The following is a 22,675-nucleotide window of genomic DNA, read 5'->3' as shown; positions in this document are numbered from 1 at the left end:
TTTAAAAATATGAAAAACTTATTTTTTGCAATAGCTTCCTCTGCCCTTTTATTTTCCTGCAATCCAAGCGGAAGCAAAGGAACACAAAACAGTTGGCAGGCCGACATGAAAAAAGACAGTAGTTTTCAACTAGTCAAAGATATGGCAACCAATACCATAAAATCCGGTTTCAATGCTGGAGATGGATATGGAGAGGTATGGATCAGAGATTACAATACCTTTATCAATTTAGCTACACAAGTGCATCCTCATGAGCAAATCAAAGATCAATTGCTTATATTTCTGAAACTACAGGGGCCTGATGGGAATATTGCAGATGGCTTTGTTAAAAAAGCGAGCTTAAAAAATGGCACATCTGAGTACTATACGATAACAAATGTATTAGCTCCAGATTATGCGGGGCATAAAAATACAGTAGAAACAGATCAGGAAACTTCTTTGATTCAGGCTATTTACAAGTATGTGAACGCATCACAGGATACATCTTTCTTATCGGCCAAGGTGGGTAATAGTATCGTTAAAGACAAAATGGAAAATGCCCTCCAGTTTTTAATGAATGAACGATACAATAAAACTTATGGTTTACTTTGGGGCGCAACCACGGTTGATTGGGGTGATGTACAACCTGAACATGATTGGGGTGTCCATTTAGATGAAAATTCTCATATTGCATTAGACATTTATGATAATGCAATGTTTCTAATTGCATTGGATAACTATATGGAACTTGTTCCTGAAAAAGCATCCCAGTGGAAACCCATTCGCGATGAAATCGCTGCCAATACAATGAAGCATCTTTGGGATGAGAAAAATCAAAAATTTATCCCCCATATTTACATCAACGGATCACCATTTTCTTCAGATTTCGATGAGAATCAGATCTACTATCATGGTGGTACTGCTATTGCTATCGAAGCCAATTTACTGAGTAAGGAGCAAATAAAAACAGCCTTAGATAAGATGGTCAAAAATGTGAAAGATTCCGGTGCCGCTACAATCGGCTTGACGATCTATCCGACTTACCCTGCAGGTTCATTCAAAAATAAAGGTATGTATCCATATGGATATCAAAACGGTGGGGATTGGACTTGGTTTGGTGGCCGTATGATACAACAGTTGGTGAAAAATGGTTACGAAAAGGAGGCATATGAACAAATGAAACCGATGTTGGATCGCGTAATAAAAAATAAAGGCTTTTATGAGTGGTACACAAAGGATAATAAACCTGAAGGATCAGGCACCTTTAGAGGTGAAGCTGGCGTATTGTTTGATGCGATTTCACTATTAGAAAAATCACAGGGCTAATGATTTTTAGGAACTAAAACAGTCATAGATCCTAAGAGCAGAAAAATTACTTCTTAAAGTAACGCAATATGATTTAAAAGAGGTGTAATCAAAATGGTTACACCTCTTTTGCCTTTTTCAGATTAAATAAGGTCTTTTATTTAATATCAAATTTTAATTCGAGCACGTTTGCACCTTTAAATTTGTTTGCATAGCCTGGATCAAGTAAATCGACGCGTTCAATCGTAGCTTTTACTCCAGGCTCTATTTTACGCAAGGAATAAATTAATTTTTTAGTTTTTCCCTTATTTTCATAGCCCAACGTAAAAAATGCCTTTAGGCCTGTCATCTCATATTTACCATTAACTTTAGTTCCATCAGCATAATCCGTTTCGCGTGGTTGAAAAATAGCACCTCCATTTGTCTCCGTATTTGCATTTGCGATTAATTTATCTCCTATTAAAAATGCCTTGTATTCACCGGCTGTTGCCTGATTCTTTACAAAATTATCTTGAATTTCTATTCCTTTTTCATCGTAAACTTTTAAATCTATTTTGTAGGCGAGCTCAGCATCTAAATTAATCGCACCCTTTGTTAGAGAGTTTCCTGATGCATCAAAGTTTACAGTAATCACGGCACCCTCTTTCGCGGTAGTAACACCGTGAAAATGGTCCCCATGACCTGCTCCCTTGGTTTCCAAAAGCTCAGTAAACTGGAGAGATGCCCTTACTTCTTCACCTGCAACAGGGACATGCTCATCTTTCTTACAAGAGCTGACTCCAATTAATAACCCTACTGACGCCAATAATACTACAGCAATACGTTTGATAAATTTCATTTTCATGATTAGATTTTGATTTAAGTAAAACAATTCCAAGTCGCCATATACGCAACTATGTTGCAAATATAATAAATAATATTACAAATGCAACTATGTTGCTTTATAGAGGGGGGGGGGGGGGGGGTATTATTTGATAACCTTTATTCAGCCAATAAATCCCTTAAAATCAACAAGCACTTCATATTATATAATAGCCATTCCGTAGCCCACTCAGTCTGCAGGATGGTTTATAAAAATCATCACAAATAAGTAAAAGCACTTTATTGTTTCCCATATAAAAAACAATTATATTTAAGTTATATTTTAACCTCATATAATGTCGTATGGAAGACATGATACTTTACAATCGGTTACAGTTTGCTTTCACCATTACCTTTCATTACCTGTTTCCGCAATTAACGATGGGCCTCTCCCTGATGATCGTTTACTTCAAATGGAAATTCTTACGAACCAAAATTGAAGATTACAATCATGCTGCAAAATTCTGGATGAAAATATTCGCTTTGAACTTCACCATGGGTGTCGTCACGGGTATTCCAATGGAATTTCAATTTGGTACGAACTGGGCAAAATTTTCCGAATTAACGGGTGGTATTATCGGACAAACATTAGCCATGGAGGGCATGTTCTCTTTCTTTCTTGAATCGTCCTTTCTTGGGATGTTTCTTTTTGGAGAAAAATTACTTGGACACAAACTCCATTTCCTCTCTGGATTAATGGTATTTATCGGTTCTTGGGCGAGCGGTTTTCTCATCATTGCAACCCATTCCTGGATGCAGTATCCAGTAGGATATGAAATATTAGAAAATGGAAAATTTGTATTAAATAATTTTACAGCGCTTTTTAATAATCCATGGCTATGGCCTTCCTATTTACATAATCAGGCAGGTTCTCTGATTACGAGCTCATTCTTTATAGCGTCCATAGGTGCTTTTTACTTATTGAGTAATAAACACAACAAATTTGGAAAAATGTTCGTTAAAACTGGTGTCATTTTCGGTGTTATATCCTCTATTATAGTTGCTTTTCCAACAGGTGATATGGCTGCTAAGAATGTTGTCAAATATCAACCGGTCACCTTTGCGGCTATGGAAGGTATTTTTAAGACCGAAAAAGGGGGATCAGAAATCGTACTTATTGGTCAGCCAGATATGCAAAATAAAAAATTAGATAACAAAATTGCTGTTCCAAATGTCCTTAGCTTTCTTACCTATCAACGTTGGGATGCAGAGATTAAGGGTTTGAATGAATTTGACGAATCCATACATCCTACCAATGTACCTGGACTGTATTATGGTTATCATATCATGGCGGGCCTAGGTACCATTTTTATTGCAATAATGGTAGCGGCCACGTTTTTACTTTGGAAAAACAAATTATTTCAGACAAAATGGTTGCTTTGGATCATCATGTTTATGATTCCTTTCCCCTACATCGCTAATACTGCCGGATGGTATACAGCTGAACTAGGAAGACAACCCTGGCTTGTGTACAACCTGATGCGCATGGTAGATGGTGTTTCTCCAACCGTTTCTTCTGGCAATGCCCTATTTACCCTACTAGGGTTTGTTGGACTATATATTTTATTAGGATTATTATTTTTAATGCTTGTGTTAAAAATAATAAGAAAAGGTCCTGAGCCTCAAATCTCCTTAACGTAATTGATCATGGAAATATTTTGGTTTATTGTATTAATGGTCATGCTGGTAATCTATGTTATTCTAGATGGTTATGACTTTGGAGCAGGAATTGTTCATCTCTTTTTTGCAAAGACAGAAGAAGAAAGAAAAGCAGTAACAAATTCTATCGGACCTTTTTGGGATGCTAATGAGGTATGGCTCATCGCTTCGGGTGGGGTCTTATTTTTTGCCTTCCCAACTTTATATGCTTCAGCTTTCAGTGGCTTCTATTTACCCTTGATGCTTGTTCTCTGGTTGCTTATCTTTCGAGCAATAAGTTTAGAATTAAGAGGCCAGGTACATAACCGCATGTGGGAAGCACTGTGGGACAAGGCTTTTGGTTTAGCCAGTCTCCTGCTTGCTTTATTCTTTGGAGCGGCTTTAGGTAATGTTGTCCGGGGAGTAAATCTTGGTATGGTTGAAAATGGTGTCTCTACACAGGAACCACATTATTTCTTTCTGGCACTTTGGAACCCAACATTTGATCCACTGGCAGAACATCAAGGTATCATTGACTGGTTCACCATACTATTAGGCCTAGTCGCAGTTGTTACACTGACTATCCACGGCGCTAACTGGATTATATTAAAAACTTCTAGCTCTTTAAGCCAGCGATTAAAAGATGTCATATTTAAGCTCAACTTTGTCTTATTATTTTTAGTAATTTTATCCGCTTTTGTGTGGCACTATGTAAAACCAATTTCACTACATAATTTTGAAACTTATTACTGGCTTTGGATTTTCCCGATCATTGCTTCTATCGGACTAGTTGGGCAGTTTCAAATTAAAAAATTCAAAAAAGACTTATCAGGATTTATATTTTCCTCTCTATTTATCTTCGGAAGTTTCGGCTCTACTATAGCATCTATGTTCCCAATCTTACTTCCATCTACAAATACTGTAAACCCATCTTTAACGGTGCAAAACGTAGCCGCACACGAGTATGGATTATCTGTTGGACTGGGCTGGTTTTCTGTCGCCGCTGTATTGGTTATTGTTTATTTCATTATCCAATTTAAAGTGTTTAAAGGTAAACTGGATGATGTTGGTTATGGAGATCACTAATTGAGATTAGTTTTTTAATACAAAGGAGCTATTAGAGCAATTTCTTATTTAGGAATTCTAATTACAGCGGATTTAAAAGCCCTGTGATATTCCAATCCAAAAGCGATGATACTACATCTTGTAAAATCAACTACGGGACAAAGAAAAGCGGGGTGACTTTCGTCACCCCGCTTTTCAATAAACATAAACACATGAAATTTAGTTCTTACCATTGTCTTTTGCCCACCAAAGTCTTTTACCCCAAGCTTGGTCAACGACTCCAGCTGCTGCAGCCTCCGTATTGACCTTATTGTATAGGTATTCATTATTGGGATAAGGCAATCGCCATGGTTGATCTGAATGTTTTCCTTTAAATATTGAATTTAAAGAAGGATAATTAGTAGAAGGAATTCCAGTTCTTCTGTAGAGTGCCCAACCCTCGTAATTCTCTTTAAATAGGGCGACCCACATATCCCACCATATTCTCTCTTTTGTATCATTAAATGCACCTTTATCAGCTAAATATGTTTTTGCATCAGCTTCAGAAACGCCATTATCTTCCATGGAAATCATGACTGCTTTATTATAAGCATCTTTTGCACTAATCCCTACATTATAGCCTAACATTGCTGCCTCGGCTAATATATAATAGGTTTCGCTTGACCGGTAAAATGGTGTATATCCAGCGGCATCATTAATATAATGCTCACCAATCCAAGAAACAGATCTGAGTGGACTAGGCGATGTTGTTAATCCATTTTTATAACCCTCGTAAGTGCCAGAGTTAGTTTTTTGCGCTATTGAAGCAATTCTCGGATCTTTTACGTCTTTTAAATAATCGATAAAAATATCAAACATGCCCCAGTTGTCTATGCGCTTTTCATTGATTCCTGTTTTATACCAAGGTTCCATATAAGGCAAAGTTCCTTGATAATATAAATAACAATTTTCGGCATTAGTTTCTAAAACTGGATATTTATCTTTACTTCCTGCAATTTCTTCAATCGTTGATTTAGCGAGCGCAGGTGCTACTGATGATATCCGCATAGCCATGCGAAGTCGCAACGAATTACAAAATTTTTGCCATTTTAGCATGTCGCCATTATAGATAATGTCATAATCAGCAACATCATCAGTACCTACCCCAGCAGACATTTCGTCCGAGATCTTTTTTAAATCAGCTAATACAGCAGGAAAAACATCTTCTTGTTTATCATACTTAGGTTTTAGGAGACTGCCATCTTCCGGTCTCCCTTTAAGAGACTCAGAATAAGGAATGTCCCCCCATCCATCTAAAAGATAGGACCACATATAGTTTTGCCAAATACGTGCTATAGTTCTAGTATTCTTAAAACCTTCTGCCCGATCTGCTGTTTTCTTTAACATATCATCCATCTGCGTTATATTATAATAACAAGCAGCCCAACGATTACCAAAGGTATTATTTCCGGGCACTAATGATGTCATGTAATCAGGATACTGAATTTTGACAATATATCCTGCAAAAGTCCCATAGCCATCCACGTCACCTCCAAATTGCTCTCCTGCATTTCTAAGTACATTGATCAACATATTTTGAGGAGGAACATTCGGTAGTGCATCTGGATCTGTATTAATTTTCTCAAAATCTTTTGTGCAACTTGCTAGACAAACTACCGCGAGTATCGAAGCAAATTTTATATTAAATAGTATTTTTTTCATTTTTTTGATTCTTTAATTCAATTGAAGTACTCGTCATTTACCTTGTGTAGACTTAGAATGTAATTCCTAATTTTAAACCAATGCTTCTAGAATTTGGAACGGTAGCTTGTTCAAAGCCAACTCCTCTTGAATCACTGGACACACCACCCGATTCAGGATCCAATCGCATCGTATTTGATTTATCTACCCAAAGTAAAGCCAGATTAGACCCGATTACAGATAGATTTGCCCGCTTAATTCCCTTGATTCTACTGATTAAATGTTGAGGCAAACTATAAGTAAAATAAGCTTCTTTTAATTTCAAAAAAGAACCGTCGAAAACATACATTTGATCAATACCACCTCCTTCGTACCAGCTTTGGGCATCAGTTTCTATCGTATTTTCTATCCATCCACCCTTACCATCAGACATGGCAAAGCGTTCGTTTGTCATCATATCCCTTCCTGCAATAATTGCACGTTCCCGTACCCCATTGGCGGCTGTAATCTCTGCTACACCCGTTGTATAACCATGTGACATCGTTTGTGACCATATATCACCACCTTTGCGAAAATCCAACATAAAACCAAAACTGAAATTCTTATAGTTAAAATCATTACGTAAGCTTGCTAAGAAGTCTGGCACAACGCTACCAATATTCTGACCTGCTTTTGGTAGCACAACCCCAGTATCGGTAACTTTAATTGCTCCCTTCATTGCACCATCTTCCACGCGATCATATCCAGCTCCCACCAACGTTCCCCAAGGCTGACCTTCTTTTGCCATATTAGCAATTCCCCAAGTCCATCCAATTTGATAATCTCTTAATTCCAAAGCTGGAGATAATTCTAAAACTTTACTTTTATCTTTTGAGAAGTTTGCTGTCGCAGTCCAGTTCAAACCAGTTTCTTTCTTAAGGATATCACCTCGCAATTGAAGCTCCACACCGTTACTTTGAATGTCACCGGCATTCAAAAACATTTTTGTAAAACCTACCGTATTAGATGTACTTACTGCAAGCAATTGCTTTCTAGCATTTTTATGATAATAGGTAAAATCTGCATGCAATCGATTATTAAACAGCGCTATTTCGGCTCCGGTTTCCCAAGTTGTGATTTTTTCAGGCTCTAAGTTTTCAATTGCATAAGTCATGCTTTTATACATCTGAGCTAAATCCTTAAAACCATCAGGCTGTGCATAATAATAATTTGTATTACGATACGGATCTGTTGCATTTCCCACACCAGAAATATTCAATCTCAGTTTTAAATAAGATAGAACATCGCTCTTGAGATTAGCAAATGAAGTTGTTGGGATCCAGCTCATACTTACCGATGGATAAAAAAATGATTTTGTCAATGTTGATGACCAATCATTTCTGGCTGTAGCATCAATATATAATTGATCTTTCCAACCAACTGAGGCTTGTCCATAAATAGAATTAGAGCGATTATGTGCATGATCCATATCCACTTCTGCAGGACCAATTTTATTGGTAATCGTATAAACACCTAGCACATTAAGTCCTGTCGCACCTAATTCATTCATACTCATTTTATAATCGCGGTAATTTACTCCAGCAGTACCCAACACACTAAAATCACCATATTGTTTATTAAAATTTGCTAAAAAATCAACATTGAGTTCTGTTCTATCATTTTTATTTTCGTTAAAACTTCCATTCAAATGATCGAAATTAAAATAGTTTCGTTCAAACCTTTGCGAATTAACATAATCTAGACCAACTCTTCCCTCCAATTTTAAGAAGTCAAAAGGCTCATAATAAAGTGAACTTTTTCCAAACACACGATTTATCAATAATGAATTAATAGATTCATTCATCGTGAAATACGGATTCATGTGATAATTCGAATTCCAATTGTAATAGGTATAATTACCTTGAGCATCACGTTGATCCCAATTTTTTTTCAGATCTTTCATATCGACCTGTCTACCAAACCAAATCAATCCATTCATAGGATTTGCACCATCATAACCTTGCATGATCAAATTATCACTTTCAGTCCGCGTATAATTAGACATGATATCAAAAGAAACTTTTTCGCTTATTTTATAATCATTATTCAATTGTGCTGTATACTTCTTTTGATCTGTATTTGGCACAGTTCCCTTTTGATCACGGAAAGACAGAGCTGCACGAGTTGAAGATCTATCCGTCTTTGACAGTAAGGAAAGGTTATGATTTTGAGAAAAACCTGTTTGAAAAAAATCTCTAATATTGTTTTTATGAGAGATCCAAGGAGTTGCTTGTCTTACACCATCAACGACAGGGCTATTGAATTGCGGTAGCATTAAACCAGCATCCAAACGTGGTCCCCATGATTCATCAAATCCATCATTCACCCCGCCCCCTGCACCATCAACATACGAAAAAGCATTCTTAAGAGCATATTCTTGATAAGTTAACCCACTCTTACTAAGTAAATGACTATACTCGTCTCCTCTTGAACCCTGGCCATATGAATTTTGGTATTTGGGAATCGTTGATGCTCTATCGATACTAAAATTAGCATCGTAAGAGATTTGTACACCGTTATTAGCTCGTTTTCCCGATTTGGTTGTAATCATAATAACACCTTTACCAGCCCGCATTCCGTATAAGGCGGCCGACCCCCCCTTTAGAACCGTTATACTTTCAATATCTTCCGGATTGATGTCATTTAGACCCGAACCATAATCCACACCTCCATAGGTATTATCTCCACTTCTTTGCGTGTTATTTGTCATAGGCACACCATCAATAACAATTAATGGTTGTTGATCGGGCTGTAAGGAAGTATTACCTCTAATCGCTATGCGTGCAGAAGAACCCACTGCTCCACCAAATTGATTCACCTGTACTCCAGCAACCTTACCCGTTAAAGCCCCGGTTACACTTAATTGTCCTGCATCGGTCAATTCTTTGGCCTTTACTTCTTGTACCGCATACCCCAAAGACTTTTTATCTCTTGTAATACCCATGGCTGTCACCACCACTTCATCCAAACTTTCCGTATTTGAGGCTAAGGTAATAGAGACATTTGTTTGATTTGTAAGGTTAATTTGCTTTCGTTCATAACCGATAGCCGAAATATTTAAGATGCCGGCTTGTCTATATGAAATGGAAAAATCACCATTTGGCCCAGTTTGTGTTCCTGTACCGTCCTGTAAGGAAATGGAAACCCCTGGGATTGGTTTTCCATCTTGACCGACCACCCTACCTTTCAGTACGGTCTGTGCATAAATAGCCGAACTGACCAGCAAGTTAGCCGCTAGAAATGTAATAGCTGTTTTCTTCATAAAATAGTGATTCAAATGTTAGTTTATCCTGTCTATGTAATAACTAAGTTATCAATAGTAACCTTTGAATCTTAACCTTATCTTAACAAAGATGAGCAGTTTTTTAACATTAAATGTTAAATATTAGTACAGTTCTACAGCAGCATTATCCAAAAAGATACATTTTTATTAAATTCCAGTAAAAACAGTATTTTTGTAATTATCCGTATATTCTTTCGGATTGCACCCTCTTACTTGTTTAAAAACACGATTAAAATTAGTGATGCTATTAAAACCACAATTATAGGCAATATAGGACACACTCTCTAAATCACCTTCATTTAAATGATTACAGACTTCCTTTATACGAATGCGATTTAAGTAAGATACGAAAGTCACTCCACAATGCTTTTTAAAATACCGACAGAAGGCCTGCGGGGTTAAGTTTGCATAGTTAGCAACATCTTCTAAACTCAGTTCCTTTTTAAAATTCTCCTTTATATAATTGCATATTAAACTAATTCGACTTACACCACTTGGCCCATCCTGATTAAATTCAATTCTTTCTATACAAAGCGGATCTGTTTCTTTAGAAATCATAGCTAAAGAGCGTAACAAATAAAAGAACTGCATTAATTTATCGAGCTCATCAGCACTCTTTAATTGCACGACTCTTTCAGAAATTTGACTAAAATAAGCTTCTGGCACTTTAAATCCACGAGAATTACTGTTAATAAAATGATTCAGAGACTCAAACTCACCTAATGAAAACAAGGACTTCAACTTACCGTGCGGATCAAAGAAAATAGAAATTGATCTTGATTCATTAAATAAACCATCTTGGGACATCGATTTAAATACATGAGGCTGATTTGCGCCCAAAAAGAATATATCATTTTCTTTAAAAGGATGCAAAGTATCTTCAACAACCAAAACGCCCTGACCTTTTTTTATCCACATCAATTGTGCTTCCTGATGCTTATGCAAATGTGGATAAAATGAATCCATTACATCTTCTTGTATCGTTAAGCTTTGTCCTTGCGTTGTCGGCACATTAAATTGGAGAGTTTTCATAGCATGTTAAGAATTAAACTTTACAAAAATTTATTACTTGGTTGATCTAAATATAACAACTAGATTTTAATAAAGAAAAATATGATGTAAACATGGAACAAATAGTACTTTGCATTTTTGGATAATTCTGAGACTAAAAAACAATGCTGAAGAATCTTTTTTCTATTAAAAGAATAATATAACAACTCTAACAGCTTAAAATCAATTTCTGTAACTATTTCTAATAAAAATTACTAAAAATATTCAGATATAATTTTTTAATTTCTCTTAAATTATACAACAGTTATTGTAACAACTATGTAAAATCTAAAAGATCATATTTTTGATCAAAAAGTTACAGCATCAATTTATACATTTCAGAAAAGTAGATGAGAACAATGAAAACCTTAATAATTTTAATGGTATTGATTTACAATAAAAAGTCAAGAGGTAGTATATCTTGCTAAGAAGACAAATAATGTTTATGTCCTTATAACATGAAAAATGCATAATTTTTTCAACAAATAACAATTCTATACCAAGAATAGATAACAATGCAATAAAAAAATGCTAAAATAAGATTTAAGATCTCCAACCAATAAACATCAATCCTAAATATCTACACTTTAGGATACAAATAACCATTATGATAATTTGCTGCCAAATACTTATTCGCTTCTTTATCTGAGAACTGACGTTTGTCCTTATCCCAGTATAATTTTTTCCCTGTTCTGTATGCAATATTCCCCATTTGAGATAAAACGGCAATATGTGCACCGGCTTCAACAGGTGCTTTCAGAATACTTCTATTTCGTGTAAGAATTGCTTCCACAAAGTTGTCCATATGCCTTTCCAAACCATTATCTTTTGATTTTTGAAATGGCACCGCAGCCATCCGATCCCCTTCTGGCAATACTTCCCACCCCTGTCTATTCAGTACTAAAGTACCATTGTTTCCTATAAAAGCCACACCATGACCTTTGTTATAAGGTCCACCATCAATACCTATTGCATGTTCCCACTGCACATTAAACCCATCAAACTCATATAAAGTTGTCAAGGTATCTGGTGTCTCCTCAACATCATCGGGGTAAGCAAATTTTCCTCCTGCGGCCATGATCGAGCGTGGATCCGAAACTTTCATACCGATCAACGCAAAATCCAACATGTGTACTCCCCAATCTGTCATCAGACCACCTGCATAATCCCAAAACCACCGAAAATTAAAATGAAAACGATTTGCATTGAACGGTCTCTTGGTTGCAGGTCCTAACCATCTATCATAATGCACTCCTGCCGGAATTGCTGAATCCGGGACAATTGGAACATCCTTCTTCCAACCTAAGTAGGCCCATACTTTAACCATTCTTACCTTACCGAGACTACCAGCATGTAGAAATTTCATAGCATCCTCAAAATGCTGTTGACTACGTTGCCACTGCCCTACTTGAACAATAGCATTATACTTTTGAGCGGCGGCTACCATAAGCTCGCACTCTTTGATCGAATTGCCAATCGGCTTTTCTACATAGACATGTTTCCCCGCGGCAACGGCATCCACCATCATTAAACAATGCCAATGATCAGGAGTTCCTATAATCACAGCATCAACATTATTATCTGCTAATAATTGCTTATAATCAATATATGTCTTAACGTTTATATCACGCTTTTTCAATTCGGAAACACGGCTATTTAGAACATTTTCATCTACATCGCAAAGTGCAGTGCATACTACATTTGTATTTTTTAATATTGCGGTCAAATTGGACCATCCCATCCCATTTACGCCGATTACACCAATGCGTATTTTTTTTGAATCTGCCAATACCTTTGTCCCTTTAAAAAATAATGCAGATGCCGCTAATAATGTAGAGCTTTTAATAAATTTTTGTCTATTCATCATAATGTAGGCGTTGATTGCCATAACAAAAGTTTACCAATAAAGAGCCTCAAAAATTAAAATGAATAATTTAACATTAAAGGATCAGGATATGATAAATCAATTGATTTCAGGTTTATATTTAGTTTACTCTTCCTAAGATATAAAAAATAAAAGGAGACACAAACAGACTAAGCGAGAGCCCTTTTATAAATTTCCGACATATTTCCAGCAACTTTTCTATACAAAAGACTCTTAATCTACCTCTGAGCAAATACTATATTATTTTTCAACAAAAAAAGCCGTGCTTAGTGGCACGGCTTTAACTGCGTTATATATTAAATAAGTTACATTAAAATCTATCAATATATTTAAAAACGGTAACTTGCGCCTAGTGCAAAAATGCCTTTAAATCCATAACCGGCTTCAAGAAAACCACCCCAATCTTTACCAATTCGCAAACCCAATGGATTTACCTGAAAAGCAAAGATTATATCATTGGTAGTGGTCTTTTCATGATCTGTTCTATCACTACCGTTAGCCAATATTGCTCCAGAAGCAACTGTACCATAAAAATCAATTATTCCTCGTTTCACATATGAATATTTAGCAGTAGGCAACACCATGTAGAAATTACTCTTTCTATAGGTAATCTCATTTGTGCTCTTGTTTTTCATATCTGAAGAAGCATTAGCATAGCTTAGATCAGCTCCTATCGAAAATCGATTACTCAGCGCATAGCGATATCCCGCCGACAGCATACCAAATGCTTTTTCATTTGAACTTTCGCTTCCCGATATTGCGCTGACAAAAGTATTTGTAAAGACATCTGCTATCACCAATGGAGTCGCATCGCTATAGTCAATTCTGATTTCATGTTTCTTAGACTCTTGAGCCTGAGTTTTAAAAACAAACCCTACTACAGCAGCAATCGCTATAAAAATTGATTTTTTCATTGAATTTCTATTCTATTTTATTAAATATGGAACAAATATAGAAGAACTATACCTTTTATTTTTGTGAAAATCCATTATATTATCGGAAAAATCAATCAACTTCGATACTTGCGCTTCATCAAATAAACAGTATATAAACCTCTAATAAAAACATACGTTTTATAGAAAACTTTCTAAAGAAAAAATTCACAAGCTACGTTACCTAAAAAAAACATGATTAAAAAAAGCGCTAAAGCAGGAAATTTGCCTTAGCGCTTTCAACCTGTGTATAAAAGTAGATTATTCTACCACATACCAAGTATATCCATTTGCTGGTATTTTAACCGTCAATTCTACCGTGTAATCACGTTTCAATTGGTAAGTCGTTAAACTTCCTTCTTGTTCTCGGATTTTTGCTGTTATGGACAATCCGGTATAATAAAGCGGTACCTGAATTTTACGCACGATTTCTTTATCTGTAGGGTTAAAAAATAATGCAAAAGCTTTCTCTTTTTCATCAGGATTCACATGCATCATTCCGTCCCAGTCCCGAGCATCAGGTTTACGTAAATGGATGATATCACTGTTCAATATATTGCGATAACGCTTATACCATTTAATCACATCGACAACCATTTCTTTCGTTTTTGGTGTATCGTAAAGACGAGGCCCTCGGTAACATGCTTGCACACCTGCGCCATAATTTTGGATCATATGCATCTTATATTCATGAAGGTGGTCATTCAATGGCTCTAAAGTCGCATCTTTTCCTCCTCCCTGATATTCTACTAAGGGCACAAAACTCCATAAAGAAGAGGGAATTCTATCCCATGTACAATCATAATTTAACTGACGTGCATGCATGAGCTGACGATCGCGAGGTAAAGACCAATTAGCCTCTCTGTAGCCAATTCCCACTTTATTAGATCCGTTCAAAAAGTAAAAATCGGGTACATTCATATATATTCCTTGGGAAGACATCCAGTGATAAAGTTCAGTAACCTTATGAAATTGTTTCCATTGTGAATCTGCTAGACCCTCGTGATGTGCATGCGTAGTCGAAGCACAGAAATCTCCTGGATAAGAACCATCATGCTCAAAACATTTCATTCCTGTCTTTTCAAAAAAGTATTTTATTTTCTCAAAATATTCATACCCCCAATCACTAGCAAGACATGGGGAACTTCCAAAGCGCATACCTCCACGTTTACCTGTCTCGGGATTAATCACATCGACCTCATCACTGATCCATCTGCTGGCTAAAAGGGAATAACATCCCATATCAATGCCTTTACTACGTGCATAATCAACAAACCCCTTAAATTTCGCGATGTTTGCATCGGAGATATCTTCCGCATTTAACCCCGAACCAAAGCTAAGTATAATCATCTCATAACCTGTCGAATCGCACTGATCTATGGCTCTATGTACCACTTCAGGATCAGTGGATGTTAAATGCATAAAGATAGGATTCTCGCTAGTCCATGGCGCTATAGTCCGATACATCTTACGCGTAAACAATCCTTTACGCTCCCGATCATCACTATCAAATGGCATTTCATAAACAGTGAATGATTGGAAAGTACCTTTACTTTCTAAGCTGTAATTCGGACCAAGCTTAGGTGATACATCCAATACACAAGGGGTCTCCAGGAGATAATTACGTTGCGAGGTGTAAGCAGGATCTGTCACCCATTTTTCTGTAATATCGGTTGTTTTCTCAGTAAAGGCCCCTCCTGCGGCGAAATCACTCTCAACATGAATATTGGGTAATCTAAAAACTGAAGGATCACCATCTCCGGGTGACTCGGGTTCTGAGAATGCCAAATATTCCAATTGAAAGAAGTCAATATTGATTGGTAATGTAGATTCATTAATCACTTCCATTCTTTTACTAATTACCGGAATATGATCATAGATGCTAAAATAAAGCTTCACTTTCACCTCCTTCAACTCTCGTTCACCACGAAGGGTAAATACAAGTTGCTGACCTGATATTGGTTCTTTATTAAGTGCCCAGCGATTGCGGGCCCATTTGATTCGTTCTTCCAGTGGTTTTATTTCGAAATCTTCTACCATAAACGATTCCGGTAATGTTGTCATTTTATCTAACCACTCATTCTTAAGATATCCCCTTTCTTCTTGACCATTTAAACCGCCGATATTCCATTTTTTACCGTCAATCTGTATCGTTCCCTCACTGCTTACTGCCCTGATCAAGCTTTCCCCTAACATACGGTTCGTAATATCTACAGTCGCCAAATTAGGGAAAATCCGAAAAGTTCGTGACACCATCGCATTTGCTATTATGATATTTTTACCATCTGCCGAAGTGTAAATTCCAGCTTTAGATTTCTGAGGAGTAATTAACCAATCAAATGCCGTCTTGTCTGATGACAATTGTTTCATTAGTGGCAATGCTTTGATTTTCGCAGCAAGTTTCTTACTGATTCTAGCATCCATATTAGCACCAGGGCCCACTGTGCCAACGTCAACAAGTTGGGGTTTTATAGTTTTATAATCAATCTTCGGTGCAATCCAAACGGCGTGATCACCACTAGGACCATCATCAGTTGTTTCGGCCACAAGTTCAAGATACATCACGTCTTTTAAAGGAACGTCAATCTGCTGAGGACGATCTCCTCCTTTAATTACTGAACTTACAAAAATAGGTTTACCATCACCTTTCAAAGTAAATTTTACGGAACCTTTTTCTAAGACAGGATTACTTTTTGTGACACCGACAAACTGTTTCTGTCCTTGCTTTTCAATGAAATGCAATTTGGTACCGTCGACTAATGGTATAATGGTCAAAGATTTATCTTTAACATCAATTGTAGATTCAGCTATACCTACTTGAGCAACAAAACGCGTTGCATTTTTTTCCAACTTAATCTTGATAATACTTTTCGCTTGCACTCCAAGCACATCATCATAAACTGTCCCATTAATCGTTACAGGTTCGCCTGTAACTGATCTTCCCTTCTGCAAAATACCATACTCCTGCCAAGCATGAGATAGATCCAGATCTTTCAACTTGATAGATTCTTGTGCAAACAGAGATTGCCCTATTAAAAGCCCTGCACTGATCAATAATATAGTTTTTAACATATTTTAAGATTCCTCTTTTTTAAGGACAGTGAGACATACAACTGATCACTGCCTTTGTAAATAATATTAGGTTATAAATTCAATTTTTAATCAATAAAATTAAAGTTCCACTGTCCCCTCGCATTCTTGGCAATATTTACCAAGTGTTCCTTATTTACTAAATTGAATAGAGGTGACATTAGTTTAAGATTATAAAGGTTTATAAATGCTAAACTTAGATAATTTTGATTACATCCGCAATATAATAGCATTAAATATAATCTTAAAGTTGTATATCGACTTTCAATCAATTCAAAACCTCCATTATTCATAATTATGATCTAAAACCAACTTTCTTTATAATATTTACATTATTTTTGTTAATTACATTGATCTATTCTTATTATTTATGAATTTAATTTACAAGGGTAAAACCAAAGATGTCTACAGTCTAGAACAAAATCAAGTACTATTGAAATTTAAAGACGACGTAACTGGTGAAAATGGTGTATTTGATCCTGGAGCAAATACTGTTGGGCTAACCATTGATGGTGCTGGAAAATCAGGTCTTAAAATGACCCAGTTCTTCTTCGAGCGTTTAGCTGAGCAGGGTATTGCAACACATTATGTCTCCGCTGATTTAGATGAGGTTAGTATGGTGGTTAAAGAAGCGACTCCATTTGGGAAAGGATTGGAAGTCATTTGTAGATACCGTGCTGTAGGTAGTTTCTTGAGAAGATACGCTGCTTATTGCCAAGAAGGTGATGCGCTAGATGCTTTTGTGGAAGTAACGATTAAAGATGACGAAAGAGGCGATCCTACAATTTCGGATGATGCTTTGGAATTATTAGGTATTTTATCAAAAGCAGATTATCAAGAATTAAAATCTTTAACAAAAAAAATCTGTGGAATCATAAAAACAGAATTGGCAAAGAAAGATTTAGAACTTTACGATATCAAATTGGAATTCGGAAGAGATAAAGCTACGGGAGATCTATTATTAATCGACGAGATTTCAGGTGGAAATATGCGCGTATACAAAAATGGAAGCTATATTGACCCTTTAGATTTAGAAAAAGACTTTTTAGGAGCTTAATAGCCTACAGTCAATAGTATAAGGGCTACCATTATCTCAGGTAGCCCTTTATTATTAGCCGTTAATTCCAACCGCCGCCAAGGGCTCGATACAATTGAACCACAGCATACAATTTTTGATTTTGATCTGCTATATTTTTCAATTCTGCACGTAAGAGATTTTGCTCTGCTGTTAGTACATCGGTATAATTGGTGTTCTGGTGGTTCAGAAACAATTCTTTATTAAATGCAACGGCCTGCGTTAATGCTTCAAGTTGTTTTTTGCGGGATTTCATTTTTTTGATTGCCGTATCATATTCAAAAAGCGCATTAGAAACTTCCTGGCTGGCTACCAATAGAGATTTCTCGAATTGATACAACGCCTGTTGCTGTCTTGCTTGAGCAGTTGACAGCCTTGCTTTATTAACACCTTTATTGAAAATAGGCTGTGCAATCCCCCCTGCTATAGAACCAAATAAACTAGCACTCGAAAACCACTGATTCCAACCAAGATTTGAAAAACCTCCAGCAGCTGTTATAGATAATGCAGGATAGAAATATGTACGTGCTATATTCGTTTCCTCAAATGCCGATCTAAAATTAAATTCTGCCATTTGAACATCAGGACGGTGCGCGAGCAATTGTGCGGGAATTCCAGGATTTAAATCATAATTCACCTGTTGTTGCATTAGAGACTGTCTGAGGATGGCACCAGGATGTCGGCCTACTAAAAAACTAAGCCTATTTTCAGTTTCTTTAATCTTTTGCTCAATATCCGGCACATCTAGTTCTGCTTCATAATAGTTTGCTTTACTCTGTACTACCGCTACGCCATTAAGCATTGCATTTTCAAAAAGTTCCGCTATTGCGGCCGCATCTTCAGCACGGTTCTCAGCCGTTTTTTTAATTATCATCAACTGTTGATCCAGAGCCAGTAATTCGTAATAATCTGAGGCAATATTGGCAATTAACTGTGTTTGTACCGCACGCTTTGCGGCATCAGTCGCTAAAAGCTGTGACAACGCAACACGTTTAGCACTTCCAAGTTTATCCCAGATATCAATTTCCCAATCCGTATATAATCGCATATCATATTGGGTATTATTACGCGGATAACCAAAACTCTGAAAAGCGGGCATCTGTTGTGTATTGGCAGAGATACTAGCTTCTAATGAAGGCAAAAATGCCGCTTTTTTTAATCGCACATTTACCTGCGCCTCCGTAATCCGCTCAACTGCAATTTTGATGTCTATATTCGCTTGTAACCCCTCTGTGATCAATTGCTGCAACATAGTATCTGTAAACATATCACACCATTTCACAGTAGCTATATTGATCGTGTCATGAGCTATATTCTTCACATAACCTGAATCAAGAGCACTATAAGTAGGTGACCGAAAGCTGTCTTTAACTTTATTTTCCGGCACACTATAGGGACGGGTTACGTGACAAGAACTCCAGGTCAAAAGTCCCAGTATTGACATGAATGCCAATCTATATGATTTTTTTTTCAATTGACTATAATAATGTATCATATCTTAATTTTTAAATTTTCACACTAGCCTTTTTATGTTTGATCAATATGAAGCTAGCGTAAGACTATATGCGCTAAGCACGAAAATTTTATTTATTTTATTAAGCGACCGAATATGTCGAAATCTAGCATGTTAATGTTCATCTTCTAATATACGAGGTGTATGTCTTGGCTCCTTTACACCAAATAGTTTTTCCTGTAATGCCTGGAAAACAATAAATAAAATAGGAATAACAAACACACCAAATACAGTCCCGATCAACATCCCTCCTACAGCCGCAGTTCCGATAGATTTATTACTCAATGCACCAGCACCAGTAGCTAACATCAATGGAATCAATCCGAAAATAAATGCAAAGGAAGTCATTAAAATAGGTCGTAACCTTGATTTTGCGCCATAGATTGCGGACTGCACCAAAGTTCTTCCGCTCAATCGATGCAAAAGTGCAAACTCCACAATAAGAATCGCATTTTTAGCCAATAAACCGATCAACATGATGAGACTGATCTGTAAGAATATGTTATTATCTACCGAAAATAACTTCGCAAAAATAAAAGCTCCTGCTAAACCGATTGGCAATGATAAAAGAACGGAAAGTGGCAGGATGTAACTCTTATATTGAGCGCTTAAAAGGAAATAGATAAAAAGAAGACACAGTGAAAATATTAATACTGTTTGACTACCGCTAGACAGCTCTTCGCGGGTCAAACCCGAAAACTCATAGGTATAGCCACGGTCTAAGGTTTGAGCTGCTGTCTCCTCTATCGCTTTAATAGCATCTCCAGAGCTATATCCTTCATTCGGTATCCCTGTTATGGTACTTGAAGTAAATAAGTTAAAACGTTGAATAAATTCAGGTCCATACGTCTTCTTCAAAGTAACAAATTCAGATATCGGTGCCATATTGCCTTTAAAAGTTCGCACATAAATCTTATTAATATCTTCTTCTTTTGCTCTATAATCAGCTCCTGCCTGCATCATGACACGATATTGCTTTCCAAAGCGATTAAGGTCAGAGGCGTAGATACCTCCAAAATATCCCTGAAGTGTCGTCAGTACCGTATTAACACTTACACCTGCGGCCTTACATTGGGCTACGTTGACATTAATTTCTAACTCAGGAAAACCAATATTAAAAGAACTCGTAGCATAATTGATTTCAGGGCGTTGATTTAAAGCACCAATGAACGTATCGATATTTTTATTAAACTGTAGATAATTTCCACCTGTTTTATCTTGTAGCTGCAACTCAAAACCATTACTATTACCAAAACCCTGCAATGTCGGTGCAGCAAAGAAAATAATATTTGCTTCTTTGATATGAGCAGTTTTTTGAAATAACTTCTGTACAACAGCTGCGGCACTTTGCTCTTTTCCGGCACGTTCTTTCCAGGGTTTTAACCGAATGAACAATGCTCCATAGGAACCTCCAGTACCGTGCAATAAGTCCATGCCTGAGAGTGTAGAAGATAATTCAACTTCCGGTATACTGCGCGCAATACTGTCGACTTCAAATGCAATCTTTTCCGTACGTTCTAGAGTAGATGCCGGCGGTAAAACAACATTTCCATAGATAGCACCACCATCTTCATTAGGGACAAAACCTGTCGGTGTTGTTTTTACCAAGAAATAACATACCAGCGCAAATGTTGCAATACCTGCAAATGAAATCCATTTATAACGGATTAAAAGGCGTACGACACCAATATATTTATTGGTTACTACTTCAAAAGCCACATTAAAACTGGCAAAAAACTTTGGCAAGAAACCCTTTGGCTTTTCAACATCTGCTACATGGGGTTTTAACAGTAAAGCACATAGAGCGGGACTTAATGTTAACGCATTTATTGCTGAAATAATAATGGCCACTGCCAATGTCAGTCCAAACTGTTTGTAAAATACTCCAGCAGATCCTGTAATGAAAGTGACTGGTACAAAAACCGCCGACATAATCAAAGTAATTGAAATAATGGCACCACTGATTTCGCTCATGGCATGCAATGTAGCTTTCTTGGCCGATTTAGCCCCTTGATCTAATTTTGCATGTACTGCTTCGACCACCACAATAGCATCATCAACCACAATGCCTATGGCCAACACCAGTGCAAACAAAGTAAGGAGGTTGATGGTGAAACCAAAAAGCTTTAAAAAGAAAAACGTTCCTATAATGGCTACCGGTACTGCGATCGCTGGAATCAAAGTCGAACGCAGATCCTGTAAAAAGAGAAAGACCACTAAAAAAACCAATATAAATGCTTCAATAATTGTATAAATAACCTTCTCAACCGAAGCATCCAAAAAATCATTTGCATTCAAGAAAGTATGATATTCCACTCCTGGAGGAAAATCCTTTGACGCTTCTTTTAAAATATTTTCACAAGCAATGATCAAATCTCGTGCATTAGATCCCGAAATCTGGCTAATGGCACCTCCGGAAGAAAGCTTTCCCTGCGTAATTAGCGATGTCGTATAATCCAGGGCGCCAAATTCAATATCTGCGACCTCCTTTAAACGTAAGTAATCGCCCGCAACACCACTTTTCAAGATAATATTTTCAAATTGTTCAGGATCTTCGAGGCGCCCCGTATATTTCAATGCATATTGTAATGATTGACGGCTATTTTCACCTATTTTTCCCGGTGCAGCTTCAATATTTTGTTCCCTTAATGCTGCCATAATGTCTTCAGGTATAAGACCATGAGTGGCCATAACATCCGGTTTCAACCAAATACGCATCGAGTATTCCTGATCACTATAAATCTCTGTAGCACCAACACCCTCAACCCTTTTCATCTGAGGCATAATATTTATACGCAGGTAGTTATCGAGAAACTTCCTATCGTATTTTCCATCTTTACTGTAAAGCAAAAAACTAAAAGCCGTGCTGCTCAACTGCTTGCTTGTTGTAATTCCTGCTTTAATAACTTCCGCTGGTAGCAAGCTAGTAGCTTTACTGACCCGATTCTGTACATTCACTGCGGCCATATCTGCATTAGTTCCCTGTTTAAAAAAGATGGTAATAGTTGCAGTACCATTATTACTACCCGTAGAAGTCATGTAAGTCATATTCTCTACACCATTAATCTGTTCCTCCAAGGGTATAATCACACTTTTCATTACAACATTCGCGTTTGCTCCTTGATAAGAGGCTGTTACAACAACTGTCGGAGGTGCAATTTCTGGATATTGTGAAATAGGAAGTGACATCAGTCCCAGGATTCCCAGCATCACAATTATTATCGATATTACCGTCGATAGAACGGGATTTTCTATAAATTTTTTCAGCATTTCTTCTCTA

13 protein-coding genes are annotated in these 22,675 nt (G+C 36.8%); 4 read left to right on the top strand and 9 right to left on the bottom strand.

Going from position 1 to position 22,675, the window contains the following annotated elements:
• The first annotated feature begins 9 nt into the window (after nt 1–9).
• Nucleotides 10–1,305: an amylo-alpha-1,6-glucosidase gene (locus FHR29_RS01010; RefSeq protein WP_183911855.1), complete on the top strand. Its 1,296-nt coding sequence runs from the start codon at nt 10–12 to the stop codon at nt 1,303–1,305.
• Between the two features lie 136 nt (nt 1,306–1,441).
• Here the strand turns inward: FHR29_RS01010 and FHR29_RS01005 are convergent, their stop codons facing one another.
• On the bottom strand, nt 1,442–2,128 hold the full coding sequence (locus FHR29_RS01005) for a hypothetical protein (protein ID WP_183911854.1): 687 nt from the start codon (nt 2,126–2,128) through the stop codon (nt 1,442–1,444).
• Between the two features lie 320 nt (nt 2,129–2,448).
• Between FHR29_RS01005 and FHR29_RS01000 the strand changes: the two genes are divergently transcribed.
• Nucleotides 2,449–3,786 (top strand): cytochrome ubiquinol oxidase subunit I, encoded by a 1,338-nt coding sequence (locus FHR29_RS01000; RefSeq protein ID WP_183911853.1) that lies wholly within the window; start codon nt 2,449–2,451, stop codon nt 3,784–3,786.
• A gap of 6 nt (nt 3,787–3,792) precedes the next feature.
• Complete coding sequence (gene cydB / locus FHR29_RS00995; RefSeq protein WP_183911852.1) at nt 3,793–4,869, top strand: cytochrome d ubiquinol oxidase subunit II; 1,077 nt, start codon at nt 3,793–3,795, stop codon at nt 4,867–4,869.
• A 198-nt stretch (nt 4,870–5,067) separates the two neighbouring features.
• On the opposite strand, the gene FHR29_RS00990 is transcribed toward cydB, so the two are convergent.
• From FHR29_RS00990 to FHR29_RS00965, 6 genes are all read right to left on the bottom strand, one after another.
• Nucleotides 5,068–6,549 (bottom strand): SusD/RagB family nutrient-binding outer membrane lipoprotein, encoded by a 1,482-nt coding sequence (locus FHR29_RS00990; protein WP_183911851.1) that lies wholly within the window; start codon nt 6,547–6,549, stop codon nt 5,068–5,070.
• Between the two features lie 52 nt (nt 6,550–6,601).
• Nucleotides 6,602–9,829, bottom strand: a complete 3,228-nt coding sequence (locus FHR29_RS00985) for a SusC/RagA family TonB-linked outer membrane protein (protein WP_183911850.1) — start codon at nt 9,827–9,829, stop codon at nt 6,602–6,604.
• Nucleotides 9,830–9,997: 168 nt separating this feature from the next.
• Nucleotides 9,998–10,882: an AraC family transcriptional regulator gene (locus tag FHR29_RS00980; protein ID WP_183911849.1), complete on the bottom strand. Its 885-nt coding sequence runs from the start codon at nt 10,880–10,882 to the stop codon at nt 9,998–10,000.
• 598 nt (nt 10,883–11,480) lie between these two features.
• Nucleotides 11,481–12,767, bottom strand: a complete 1,287-nt coding sequence (locus FHR29_RS00975) for a Gfo/Idh/MocA family protein (protein WP_183911848.1) — start codon at nt 12,765–12,767, stop codon at nt 11,481–11,483.
• Nucleotides 12,768–13,114: 347 nt separating this feature from the next.
• Complete coding sequence (locus FHR29_RS00970; protein WP_183911847.1) at nt 13,115–13,699, bottom strand: hypothetical protein; 585 nt, start codon at nt 13,697–13,699, stop codon at nt 13,115–13,117.
• A 279-nt stretch (nt 13,700–13,978) separates the two neighbouring features.
• Nucleotides 13,979–16,789 (bottom strand): NPCBM/NEW2 domain-containing protein, encoded by a 2,811-nt coding sequence (locus tag FHR29_RS00965; RefSeq protein ID WP_183911846.1) that lies wholly within the window; start codon nt 16,787–16,789, stop codon nt 13,979–13,981.
• A 388-nt stretch (nt 16,790–17,177) separates the two neighbouring features.
• Here FHR29_RS00965 and FHR29_RS00960 point away from each other — a divergent pair, with 388 nt between their 5' ends.
• Entirely contained in the window at nt 17,178–17,864 is a 687-nt protein-coding gene (locus FHR29_RS00960) for a phosphoribosylaminoimidazolesuccinocarboxamide synthase (RefSeq protein WP_183911845.1), read from the top strand.
• Between the two features lie 61 nt (nt 17,865–17,925).
• On the opposite strand, the gene FHR29_RS00955 is transcribed toward FHR29_RS00960, so the two are convergent.
• Both FHR29_RS00955 and FHR29_RS00950 read right to left on the bottom strand, forming a co-directional pair.
• Complete coding sequence (locus FHR29_RS00955) at nt 17,926–19,377, bottom strand: efflux transporter outer membrane subunit (RefSeq protein WP_260291399.1); 1,452 nt, start codon at nt 19,375–19,377, stop codon at nt 17,926–17,928.
• 132 nt (nt 19,378–19,509) lie between these two features.
• Nucleotides 19,510–22,665: an efflux RND transporter permease subunit gene (locus FHR29_RS00950; RefSeq protein ID WP_183911844.1), complete on the bottom strand. Its 3,156-nt coding sequence runs from the start codon at nt 22,663–22,665 to the stop codon at nt 19,510–19,512.
• Nucleotides 22,666–22,675 lie beyond the last annotated feature (10 nt).

Source organism: Sphingobacterium sp. JUb56 (assembly GCF_014191365.1).
Lineage (GTDB): Bacteria > Bacteroidota > Bacteroidia > Sphingobacteriales > Sphingobacteriaceae > Sphingobacterium > Sphingobacterium anhuiense.
This window is presented reverse-complemented; position numbering and strand designations above follow the sequence as displayed.